The sequence below is a fragment of the Dickeya zeae NCPPB 2538 genome (assembly GCF_000406165.1).
Taxonomy (GTDB): Bacteria; Pseudomonadota; Gammaproteobacteria; order Enterobacterales; family Enterobacteriaceae; genus Dickeya; species Dickeya zeae.
Genome location: NZ_CM001977.1, coordinates 1,133,985 through 1,146,104 on the forward strand (window position 1 = coordinate 1,133,985; position 12,120 = coordinate 1,146,104).

General features: G+C 52.6%; 9 protein-coding genes. 5 read left to right on the forward strand and 4 right to left on the reverse strand.

The annotated features are described in order from the left end of the window. Positions 1-45: 45 nt before the first annotated feature. The 4 genes from ushA (at position 46) to DZE2538_RS05110 (ending at position 6,605) form a co-directional block, all read left to right on the forward strand. Entirely contained in the window at positions 46-1,698 is a 1,653-nt protein-coding gene (gene ushA / locus DZE2538_RS05095) for a bifunctional UDP-sugar hydrolase/5'-nucleotidase UshA (protein ID WP_038915751.1), read from the forward strand. A 595-nt stretch (positions 1,699-2,293) separates the two neighbouring features. Continuing rightward, positions 2,294-2,686 (forward strand): hypothetical protein, encoded by a 393-nt coding sequence (locus DZE2538_RS05100; RefSeq protein WP_019844619.1) that lies wholly within the window; start codon positions 2,294-2,296, stop codon positions 2,684-2,686. Between the two features lie 693 nt (positions 2,687-3,379). Continuing rightward, complete coding sequence (locus DZE2538_RS05105) at positions 3,380-4,972, forward strand: methyl-accepting chemotaxis protein (protein WP_012883794.1); 1,593 nt, start codon at positions 3,380-3,382, stop codon at positions 4,970-4,972. Between the two features lie 250 nt (positions 4,973-5,222). Continuing rightward, the gene (locus DZE2538_RS05110) at positions 5,223-6,605 is read left to right on the forward strand and encodes a glycoside hydrolase family 28 protein (protein ID WP_038915752.1); all 1,383 of its coding nucleotides are present in this window, start codon (positions 5,223-5,225) and stop codon (positions 6,603-6,605) included. A gap of 119 nt (positions 6,606-6,724) precedes the next feature. Here the strand turns inward: DZE2538_RS05110 and ybaK are convergent, their stop codons facing one another. The 3 genes from ybaK to copA all read right to left on the reverse strand — a co-directional run bounded on the left by ybaK (position 6,725) and on the right by copA (position 11,098). Then, positions 6,725-7,204: a Cys-tRNA(Pro)/Cys-tRNA(Cys) deacylase YbaK gene (gene ybaK, locus DZE2538_RS05115; protein ID WP_038915753.1), complete on the reverse strand. Its 480-nt coding sequence runs from the start codon at positions 7,202-7,204 to the stop codon at positions 6,725-6,727. Positions 7,205-7,221: 17 nt separating this feature from the next. Continuing rightward, positions 7,222-8,034, reverse strand: coding sequence for a TraB/GumN family protein (locus DZE2538_RS05120; protein ID WP_038915755.1), 813 nt, complete (start codon positions 8,032-8,034; stop codon positions 7,222-7,224). A gap of 238 nt (positions 8,035-8,272) precedes the next feature. Continuing rightward, the gene (gene copA, locus DZE2538_RS05125) at positions 8,273-11,098 is read right to left on the reverse strand and encodes a copper-exporting P-type ATPase CopA (protein ID WP_038915756.1); all 2,826 of its coding nucleotides are present in this window, start codon (positions 11,096-11,098) and stop codon (positions 8,273-8,275) included. A 123-nt stretch (positions 11,099-11,221) separates the two neighbouring features. On the opposite strand from copA, the gene cueR reads away from it, so the two are divergent. Beyond that, on the forward strand, positions 11,222-11,653 hold the full coding sequence (gene cueR, locus DZE2538_RS05130; RefSeq protein ID WP_012883798.1) for a Cu(I)-responsive transcriptional regulator: 432 nt from the start codon (positions 11,222-11,224) through the stop codon (positions 11,651-11,653). 16 nt (positions 11,654-11,669) lie between these two features. Here cueR and DZE2538_RS05135 read toward each other — a convergent pair whose 3' ends face one another. Beyond that, positions 11,670-12,119, reverse strand: coding sequence for an NfeD family protein (locus tag DZE2538_RS05135; RefSeq protein WP_038913393.1), 450 nt, complete (start codon positions 12,117-12,119; stop codon positions 11,670-11,672). Position 12,120: the final 1 nt, after the last annotated feature.

Below are 12,120 nucleotides of genomic sequence, written 5' to 3' on the forward strand. Positions count from 1 at the left end.
TTGGGTATGACGAGTGGATAAGGGATTTTTATTACGGGAGTTGTCATGCATTTTTCTGTCAAAAGTCTGGGGTGCCTGATTGCAGTAACTCTGGTGGTGTCGTCACCTGCTGCACAGGCATGGGAAAAAGATAAAACCTACAACATCACTATCTTGCATACGAATGATCATCATGGTCATTTTTGGCATAACGATTACGGTGAATATGGTCTGGCGGCGCAAAAAACTCTGGTCGATCAGATTCGTCAGGACGTCACCGCTAAAGGCGGCAGCGTATTACTGTTGTCGGGCGGGGACATTAACACTGGGGTTCCTGAGTCAGACCTGCAGGATGCTGAGCCGGACTTTCGTGGCATGAATCTGGTTGGCTATGACGCCATGGCAGTCGGTAACCATGAGTTCGATAACCCACTCACGGTGTTGCGTCAGCAGGAAAAATGGGCGCATTTCCCGCTGCTTTCCGCCAATATCTACCAGAAAAGCACCGATAAGCGATTATTCAAACCCTATGCGCTCTTCGATCGTCAGGGGGTGAAGATCGCGGTTATTGGCCTGACAACGGACGATACGGCCAAAATTGGTAATCCAGAGTATTTCCACGATATTGAGTTTCGCAAACCAGCCGATGAGGCGAAGAAAGTCGTGGAACAGCTACGCAAAAAAGAAAAACCAGATGTGATTATCGCCGCGACCCACATGGGACATTACGATAATGGCGAGCACGGTTCTAACGCACCGGGTGATGTGGAAATGGCGCGCAGCCTGCCTGCGGGGTATCTCGATATGATTGTCGGTGGCCATTCGCAGGACCCGGTATGTATGGCCAGCGAGAATAAAAAACAGGTCAACTATGTGCCCGGTACGCCTTGCGCACCGGATCGTCAAAATGGCACCTGGATTGTGCAGGCGCATGAGTGGGGTAAATACGTCGGTCGAGCTGATTTTACCTTCCGTAATGGTGAGCTGGCGCTGACGCATTATCAACTGATTCCCGTCAATCTGAAGAAGAAGGTAGAGAAGGCCGACGGTACCAGCGAATGTGTGTATTACACCCAGGAAATCAGCCAGAATCCGGACATGGTAAAACTGCTGACGCCCTTTCAGGAAAAAGGCAAAGCACAGCTGGATGTCAAGGTGGGGAGTGTGAATGGCCGACTGGAGGGCGATCGTAATAAGGTGCGTTTTGTACAAACCAACCTGGCGCGCGTATTGCTGTCTGCGCAACTGGAACGCGCCAAAGCTGATTTCGCCGTCATGAGTGGTGGTGGTGTGCGTGACTCCATTGAGTCCGGCGACATGACTTACAAGACCTTGCTCAAAGTCCAACCGTTTGGCAACACGCTGGTATACGCCGATCTGAAAGGCAGCGAGGTGGAAAAATATCTGGCAGTCGTCGCTAATAAAAAAGTCGATTCCGGCGGTTATGCTCAGTTCCTGAATGTGAGTCTACAAGCCGATGGCACTGGCGTTAAGAACGTGAAAATTAAGGGCGAACCACTGCAGTCTGACAAAGTCTACCGTATTGCCACCCTGAGCTTTAACGCTACCGGCGGGGACGGTTATCCAAAGCTGAGTGAGCTGCCGGGTTACGTCAATACCGGTTTTGTGGATGCAGAAGTACTGCGCCAATATGTTGAGGATCATTCTCCGCTACAGGCGGCAGACTATGAGCCGAAAGGTGAGATTGTTTATCAGTAGTGATGGCTTATTAGTAATGATTGCTGGGTCAATGATTCGCATGTAATCGATAAGTCATGTGGCGGTTGCGATCCCGGTATTAACGGGGCAACCGCTACTTTACTTGTCACCTCATGGATCGTGGGTCATGCCTGGACCCGGTTACCCGGTATTTGAGATATTTCGTAAAATAACAGTTGTTATTTTTACTCCCCGATAAATGATGATGGTTTGAATATTTTTTTAACTGCGTTTTTAAAATAATGAAAATATGAAGTGTGTTGATATATTCGCCATGCTTCATTTTACGAGTGCGTTGATTGAATTACCCCCACTTTGACAGCACGATGCATCGCGTTACAAGGCCCAGTCAGTTTCATTCTGGTGGAGCAGAACATAAGCGTATTAAGCTGTAATTCGAATTATTTCGGATATATAACTCACTAATAATTACCTGCCACTTAAAAAGGGTTGAATAGGTCATGAGGTGATAACGTTGACAGTTTTTTATTTTATCAGCTAGGATGGCGCGGCCATAATTCGTTGAAGCGTATGGCTTGAACAATAAATCACACATTACTATTTTTCATATACGATTTATTCAGGAGATTGAATAATGAGAATGACCTCTATTGGCATTTTTATGCTGGCTACCTTGCCTTTTGTCAGTGAAGCAGCAACCAGCATCACGATTGATGCTCTGCGTAATTGTCAGACAGCGCCATTAGTAGACACGGTGTCGGGTACATCGGCTAAATTCTCCTTAGAACCAGGAAGGTATGTTTTATCGCTTGTATCTAACACGATGAACTGTACCAGCTCTTCTGGCTGTATTATTGATACCGTCATGGTGCAGGGTGGGTTTAAAAACGCGCGTTGGGGTGTTTCTGTTACCAGTAATCCGGTTGTGGTAGATTCAACCGGCTCAGCGTTTATCGCCTATGTTAGCGATGACAATTGTTCTGATAATATTGGTCAGGCCACGTTGTTGATACAAAAAGCAAACTAATCGAGTGATGGCCTGTAGCCGAATTAGCTGTCGGGTACAGGCTGATGGTTTGCTTGTTGGGATTAAATCAATTTCCACCGTGAATATAAACGTGTTGTAGTGTTGGTGATGTGTTTATGCATCCAAGATTATTGACGGTGCTCGCTTGAAAATAGCGCCTCATCGGAGTGAATCCTACGGCGTTATTCTTTTCTGTTACTACTGCGCTTATATAGAGAACCTGTTTTTGAGTGAGTGTTTTCTATCTCCTCCCGCCCCTGTATCGTTTCAGGTGATCGTGATCGCATTTCATTATGAAAGAAAATGAGAATGTTAGCCTGAGAACGTTTTAGTCCGGGGGAAATACGTTTTGTTTTCTTTTTCAAATCAGTGATGTCAGCATCAAATTTGCCATATCCTGGGGGAAGGCTTGCTTAACGTTATGATACTGTTGACTCATCGTATTAGGGCGCGGTGCCTGTCTTTTCACCGTGCGACAGCTTACTGAGTGATGTCGGGGGTTGTTATGCCATGCAGAGAGTAAACCGGATTTACTGATGAATACTCTTTTTTATGCTTAAAAAGCATATAAGTAATCTTTATGTTTTCTGCTATTTAAAAGGGGGGTGCTAATTTTATTAGATATAGGGTATGTGATTGGCGAGTGTGGCATAAAAAATTGATAATACAACCTCATAAAAAGGTGTTAAACAAATGAAAATATCTCTTGCCAGGAAGATTTGGCTTCCACTTATCATTAGTTTGTTATGTCTGGCAGGGACGCTGCTTTATGGATCGATGAAAATTAAGCAAGATCAATTATCACTGAGGGAAATGGAGTTAATGCATGTGACTCAGCTGGCGTTGGGGATTGTAAAAACCAATGCTGAGTTAGCCAGCAGCGGAGCGATTTCTTTAGAGGAAGCTCAGCGGCGTGCAATGAGGTCTATAAAAGATTTACGCTATGGTGATTCAGGTTATTTCACCATTCTCAACTCCGAACCCCGCGTCTTAATGCACCCGATTAATGAAAAGCTGATTGGTCAAGGGCCAGATGTAAAAGACGCTAACGGTACCTTTATTTACCGGGATATGGTGGCCGTGACAAAGAACAGTGAAGCGGGTTATACGGCTTACGCTTTCCCCCGTCCCGGTTCCACCGTTGCACAACCTAAAGCAGCCTATAATTTACGCTATGCGCCCTGGGATTGGATAATCACGACCGGGCTGTATATTGATGATATTAATGAGGCGTTTACTCATTCTTTATATAACAACGGCATGATTTTTATCTTAGTCAGCGTGTTACTTTCGCTGCTGGTTTACTGGATAAATCGCAGTATCTTGCGTGTACTGGGTGGTGAACCGTCTTATGCCGCAGAAGTCGTAGAGCGTATCGCGGCGGGGGATTTATCGCATTCGGTGACGACATTGCCAGGTGATAATATCAGCCTGCTGCATGAAATGGAGATGATGCGCAAACAGCTGATTACTGTCATCGAAGATATTCGTGCCGGTGCAGAGGTGATTGATGCCAGTAGTGGTGAGGTGATCGCCGGTAATAGCGACTTGTCCTCTTATACGGAACGGCAGGCTAGCGCACTGGAGAAAACCTCGGCGAGTATGGAGGAAATTACCTCTACCGTTAAACAGAACGCCGACAATACGGAACAGGCCCGCCACCTGGCACATTCGGCACTGGGCATTGCCTCTCGCGGTGGTGAAGTGATGCGGGAAGTGAACGACACCATGGATGGCATTTCTGAAAGCTCAGATAAAATCGCTAATATTACCGAAGTGGTGAATAACATCGCATTCCAGACCAATATTCTTGCGCTGAACGCGGCGGTAGAGGCGGCGCGAGCCGGTGAACAAGGGCGTGGTTTTGCTGTTGTGGCCGGTGAAGTGCGAAGCCTGGCGTTACGCAGTGCGCAAGCCGCTGGAGAGATCAAAAGCCTGATAGAAGAGTCGGTTTCCCGCGTGAATAGTGGCTCGGCGAAGATAAAAATGGCCGACAGCAGCATCAAGGATGTCATCAGCGCGGTGCAGCATGTGGCGGACATTGTGTCAGAAATCGCGACGGCGACCAGCGAGCAGGGCAAAGGAATCAGCTATATCAATGAATCGATCGTCCAGATTGATTCTATCACTCAGCAGAATACCGCTCTGGCTCAACGGGCCGTCGCGGCGGCGAATGAACTGGAAATACAGGCTCAGGGGTTAAAAACCTCGGTTGCCTATTTTAATACCGACGGCGTGGATCATAGCCGGGGGGCGCTGGCGATTGGCCGGGTGTCATCACGGTAACGTCAATCTACTCATAACACTGGCGGCCGGTAGATGGCCGCCTTTTCATCCTCGGGTACTCACTCACCGGGTTTGTTTGATTGGCACTCATTCTTGTCTTCTGGCGGTCTTTTCGGCCCTCTTTTGCCATGTTATGGCGCATCTCAATCACTTGTTTTACAAACCAAATCGTGATCGCCACAACCGTTTTAGTCGGTAGACGGTGATATATTCCTCATAAATGAAACATTGTTTTAGTTGTGGGGTGGTTATGCATAAAGGTGTGGCGTTTTCGTTGCTGGCATCCTGCGCACTAGCAAGTGTGGCGGCTCAGGCGGCTCAGGCGGCTGAAGAGGTGGCGTTCCCGGACCGGGTCTGTAACGTGACGCAGTATGGTGCCGAAGGGCATCGTTTGCAGATTGCGCTGAACACGGAATCTTTTCAGAAAGCGATTGATGAATGCGCCTCTGCTGGTGGTGGCACCGTGCTGGTGCCGGCAGGAAACTATCTGGTAGAACCTTTGTTCCTGAAAAGCAATGTTCGCCTGCATCTGGAAAAGAATGCCACCCTGGTGGCATCGACCGGAGAAAGCGCTTACCGCGCCACCGACAGCACCCGTTACGCCGAAGCGGAAAATGGTTGGCTGCCGTTTATCAGCATTGCCGATGCACAGAATGTCGCTATTACCGGCGAAGGCACTATCGATGGACAAGGTGCGGTGTGGTGGGAGCGCTGGCGTGCGGCGATTCGTGCCACCGGTAAGAAAGGCGGCACTGACCGCCCGCGATTGATTTATGTCACTCGCTCCAGTCGGGTGCTGATTGACGGCGTGACCCTGACTAACTCTCCCAGCTTCCATGTGGTGATGCGCTATGCCCATGATGTCACGGTGAACGGCACCACGATTACTGCCCCCTGGCATGCGCCTAACACAGATGCTATCGACCCAATTGATAGCCAAAATATCCGTATTACCAATAATGTTATCGACTGCAACGATGATCATATCGCTATCAAGGCGGAAAAACCGGACAGTCGCTTCCCGAACGGCGTGGTAGACAATATTTATATCGCCAACAACCTGTTAAAGCAGGGGCGCGGCATTTCCATCGGCAGTGAAACCTCTGGCGGCGTCAACAATGTGCTGGTGGAAAACAACCGTTTTGAAGAATCGATGTACGGTATTCGCATCAAGTCGTTGCGCGGCAAGGGCGGTGAGGTGAAGAACGTTACCTATCGTCATACCCGGATGGTGGATGTCGAGGTGCCGCTGGTGTTCTCGGGTTATTATCAGGCCGCGCCTATCGTTCAGTCCGAGGTGGATAAATTGCTTCAGGCGGGCGGGTTTACGCTAGGCGAACAGATTTATCCGCCGGATACCGAGCCGGTTCAGCCGTTCGATAAAGTGAAAACGCCGCATTTCAGCCAGGTTACCATCGTTGATCTAGAATCAACCGGTCGTAGCAAGGCTGCCGGGTACATTATTGGCGTGCCGGAAGCACCGCTGAGTGGTTTCCATTTTGAACAGGTGCGGATTGACGCTGAAAAAGGATTGCGGGTGCGCAACGCGGAATTGGCGGCTAACGGGCTGACTCTTAACGTAAAACAAGGAGAGGCGTTGCTGCTGGATAAAGGGGCGAACGTCACCCAATAACGTATCGGGAAGTGAGCGCACTTCCCGTGGAACGACGCTTATGAAGCGGTGGCAGAGGGCGACACTGGCCGTGGAACCCTCTGCCGCCGTCTTCTTCCTGATGATTAATATCGCTATGGTCAGTCGTGTTTGGCTATGTCGGCAAACTGGGCCTTCAGTACACTGGCCAGATCAGCCGCGGCCAGTTCGAGGTCTAATCCTCGTTTGCCACCTGAGACAAAAATGGTACTGAATTGCTGAGCACCTTCGTCGATTACCGTCGGCAACAGTTTTTTCTGCCCCAGCGGGCTGATACCCCCGACCAGGTAACCTGTCACCCGCTGGGCTATCTGTGGGTCTGCCATGTCGGCCTTTTTAGCCGCCAGCGCTTTGGCCACTTTTTTCAGATCCAACTGACTGGCGACCGGGGTCACCGCGACAGCCAGCTGTTTGGCATCGCCGTTGAGCGACACCAGCAGGGTTTTGTAAACCTGCTGTTTATCCAGCCCGAGTTTGCGGGCGGCTTCTTCACCAAAATTGGTTTCATCAGCATCATGATGGTAGCTATGAAGCGTAAAGGTGATGTTTTGCTTCTCAAGCAGTTTGACTGCGGGTGTCATAATGTACTGTCCTTGCTTCAAAAGGTGGCCGCATGGGCCTGTAACAAGTCGGGCAGGTTATTTTCACCGTACAAATGCAGGGCGCCGACAGACACAACATAATTTCCCTGCGGCAGCGCGGCCAGTTGCTGTTGCCAGCGCTGATTGCGGTGATTCATCAGCATTTCCGTTATTTCGTTGCTGAATGTGGACGGCACATTGTCCGCCCAGGTTGGTTTGTGATTGAGCCACCAACTGACCATCGTTTGCAACAGGCGCGCGTTGGTATGCCAGTGGATAAGGGTGTCTTCCAAAAGAGGCAATCCACCCTGTGGTAATTGCAGCAACAAGTCGACCTGCTGTTGTTGGCCTTCCAGCTCGATGATGTTCACCCCTCTGTCGCGGGCGGCGTTAATCAACTGGTAATCGACGCCATAATCCGGTCGCAAGCCTAACATCATCGCCTGGCGAGCCTGTAGCATCAGTGCGGCCTGCCAGGCGGGAACCCTATCAATACTGTCGTAGCTGAACGACAGTTCCCGGCATATCTGTTGCAAGCGCTCAAGTGTGGCGGCGTCCAGACGTTCTGCCAACGGGGGCTCTGCGCCAATCGGGTCAAACGGTGAGTCACTGCCAGAGATATCCGCTTCCACGATGAGCGCGGTGGCCTGTTCAAGGCGGCCCAATAATTCAGCGGGTAAGGGGAACATATCCACCGTACCCATGTGAATACTGCCCACCAGATGGAACTGGCGTTGGTTAACGATCTCGACATCCAGCGCCGGGTAACGGTAACCCGCAGGCGCGAGAAGGCCGAGAAACGTCGCAATCTGGCGTATCAGCCGTTTCATATCGACATCTCCGGTAGTGGCGGTTTCGGGTGTCATCTTGCGAACAGACATTATGCCGTCGCAATGAAGACCTCTCGTGCCGTCAGGTTCCCTATGCTAAACGGTTCACCCGGCAAGTTGTATCGCTAATTCGGCATGTCTGCTACGGTCGTGGTAAGAAAAAACGGTGTGAAAGCGGTGCGATGCAGTATATCGAGCGCGGTTCGATAGCACATCGCACCGAGAGAGGTGCCCCGATTCAGCCATGTCCGGTTGGCGCGTCCGGGGGGGTAAAGCGCAGCAGCCGGTTGGCGTTGCTCACCACGGTAATCGACGAGAGCGCCATCGCTGCGCCAGCGACGACCGGGTTTAGCAGGGTGTCCGTTAAGGGGTAGAGCACACCGGCGGCAATCGGAATACCAAGCGTGTTGTAGATAAACGCACCCAGCAGGTTCTGCTTCATGTTGCCCAGTGTCGCCCGGGAAAGTGCCAGCGCATCGGCAACACCGTGCAGACTATGGCGCATCAGCGTCATGGTCGCGGTTTCTACGGCGATATCGCTGCCACTGCCCATGGCGATTCCGACGTCGGCCTGTGCCAATGCTGGTGCATCGTTGATACCATCACCAATCATCGCCACCCGTTTCCCCTGCGATTGCAACTGGCGAATGGCGTCGGCTTTACCGTCCGGTAATACTCCGGCGATGACCTGATCAATACCCGCTTCACGGGCAATGGTCTGGGCTGTCGCTGCATTATCGCCCGTGAGCATCACCAGTTGATAACCCTGTTGATGTAACCGTTGCAGCGCACTCACGCTATCCTGACGCAGGGTGTCCTGCACGGAAAATAGCGCCACTATCTGGCCGTTAGCTGCCAGCAACACAGGGGTCATGCCATCTGTCGACTGTTTTTCCAGCCAGTAACGCGGCGAATTTTCACCGTCAGCCAGTGTGACCTGATGCTGTTCCAGCAACGCCGGGTTGCCGAGCAGCAGTGACGTGTCGCCTGCCTGGCCGCTGACGCCTAACCCCGGCAGGGTGCGAAATTGTGTCACGGTACTGAGTGGGATGCCATCAGCACGCTGAACTATCGCCTGCGCCAGTGGGTGATGAGCGCCTTGCTCCAGCGATGCAGCCCAGCTCAGTGCCTGAGATTCGCTGACACCACCGAATGTATGCAGGGCCACCACACGTGGCTTACCTTCTGTCAGGGTGCCGGTTTTATCGAACACCAGTACATCAAGCTGGCTGGCCTGCTGTAGTGCCTGCGCGTTTCGCACCAGTATGCCCAACTCGGCGGCTCGCCCGACGCCGGAGATTATCGACATCGGCGTTGCCAGCCCCAATGCGCAAGGACAGGCGATGATAAGCACGGTTGTCACGATCACCAGCGTGTACACGAGGTGGGGTTCCGGGCCGACAACATACCAGATAGCACCGCTCAACAAGGCTATCGCCACCACAACCGGTACGAAGACAGCGGAAATCCGGTCAGCCAACTGGCCGATGGCGGGTTTACTGCTCTGTGCCTGACGCACCAGATGAATAATACGGGCCAGCGTGGTCTGGTTGCCGATAGCACCAGCGCGCAGGGTTGCACTCCCATCCTGTACCTGTGTTCCCGCGTGTACGTTATCACCGGCCGATTTCTGTTGCGGGAGTGCTTCGCCGGTGAGCATGGCTTCGTCAACCCACAACTCGCCTTGCTCCAGTTCACCATCTACCGGAATACGGTCGCCGGTGGTCAGGCGCAGCGTCATACCGGTTTGCACCTGCGAAAGCGGAATAACACGGTCACCTTGTGCGGTGACCAAACGGGCGGTGGGCGGCGTCAAATCCAGCAATCGCTCCAGCGCCTGCGATGAGCGTTGACGTGCCCGTTGTTCCAGCGCGTGACCAAGATTGATCAAACCGATGATCATGGCGCTGGCTTCGTAGTAAAGATGACGAGCTTCCATCGGGAAGGCAGTCGGCCACAGGTTGACCGTAATGGAGTAAAGCCAGGCTGCACCGGTACCGAGTGCCACCAGGGTATCCATGGTCGCGCCGCCGTTCATCAGGCTACGCCAGGCATTGCGATAGAAATGCCCGCCAGCGGCGATCATGACCGCCAGCGTCAACACCCCAACCAGTAACCACCCGGTACGATTGTGGTCGGTGAGCATCATGTTATCGCCGATCATGCCCCAAACCATCAGTGGAATACCGAGTGCCAGGCCGAGAGCGGCCTGCCAGCGAAAACGCCGCACCGCCTGACGCGATGTGTGCTCTTGCCGGGCGCGCCGCTCGGCTTCATCAAGGATGATTTCCGCACCGTAGCCAGCGTTTTGTACCGCATCGATCAGCGCCTGATGCGCTACGCTGCCGCTGACCAGTGCGCTGCGTTCGGCCAGATTGACGTGTGCCTGTGTTACGCCGGGAACCCGTTGCAGCGCTGACTGTACCCGGCTGACGCAACTGGCGCAGCTCATACCGCTTAATAACAACTGGACCGTATTGTCATCACTCGCGACGAGGTTGTCGGCTGGCGCGACGCCAGCCGGTAGCGAGTGGGCCGTGCTCAGGTCGACAACGGCACCTGTATCGATAGCGTCGGTGTTTGCCGGAACAGAGGTAAAAGCCGCTGACAGCCTGTCCGGCGAGGTGGCGTCGAATGTCAGCGGCTCAGATTTTGGGTGGTGGCTCTCCGCTGCCAGCGTGGCATGGAAACCGGCCTGCTCAATGGCAGCTACCAGCGTTTGCGGGTCGGCATCACCATAAACTGCCGCCTGTTGCAGGGTAATGTCCGCTGCGGCGACACCCGGTACCGCTTCCAGCGCTTTACGGGTTGATGCCACGCAATGCTGGCAATTGAGGCCGGAGAGTTGCAGGGTAGCATTGGGGATGGCTGGGCTGGCTTCATAACCGGCTTCTTCGATGGCGGTTATCAGTGTTTGGGGATCCGCATCACCGGTAACGTTGGCGTGTTTCAGTGATATATCAACCTGTTCCACATCCGGCCGGGACTCCAGGGCTTTTTTTACCCTGCCGACGCAGTGTTCACAGGATAATCCCTGTAATGAAAGACGTATGGTTTGCGACATAATAATATTCCTCGGTGATCACAGCAGACTGTCAAAGGCATTGACCGCCGTCGTGATTTTGATTAGTTCTAAGCACTACCTGAAGCGTAAACCTTCCAGCAAGGGAAGGGTCAAGGGGGAATCATGAATATCAGTGATGTGGCGAAAAAAACCGGACTGACCAGCAAGACTATCCGTTTCTATGAAGAAAAGGGACTGATGACGGCGCCGCTGCGATGCGAAAATGGTTACCGCAGTTATGATCTTCACCATATCGAAGAGCTAACGCTGTTGCGTCAGGCGCGTCAGGTGGGGTTCACGCTGGAGGAGTGTCGTGAACTGGTCACCTTGTTCAATGATCCGATGCGGCACAGTGCCGATGTGAAAGCCCGCACATTACAGAAAGTGCAGGATATCGAGCAGCAGATAGAAGAGCTTAAGTCGATGCGTCAGCGTTTACTAACGTTGGCAGAGTCCTGCCCCGGTGACAGTAGCGCAGAATGCCCGATCATTACCCAACTGGCAGGGTGCTGCCATACTGGCGCAGGTGGGCAGGGTAAGCACCCACAGCCTTAGAATCTATCCCATGATATTACGCACGCGGCTTGACCTGTAGCGTAATGCCTTCCACGGCGGTGACTTCCACCACGGTGCCAGCAGGCAGGTCTTGCTCCGCCTGGATGCGCCAACTGCTGTCGCCAATGTTGATGCGACCAAAGCCGTTAACCAGCGGTTCGCTCAACGTGGTATGCAGGCCAATTAACTGCTGCCCACGCTGATTGAGCACCGGAGAGGGCTGTTTTTCAAGGCGGCGACGTAACCACTGCCACCATGATAACGCGGCAATCACTGTGAGTACGGCAAAGGCGGTAGATTGCCAGGCCCAGTCCAGCGGTAATAGCCAGGCAAGAATGCCGGTGAGCAGTGCCGCGACACCGCTCCACAGCAAGTAACCGGCGGCACCCAGCATTTCAGCCGCCAGCAGCAACCCGCCGAGCGATAACCAGAACCAGTGGGCGTTTTCCAACACCAGCGCCATCATG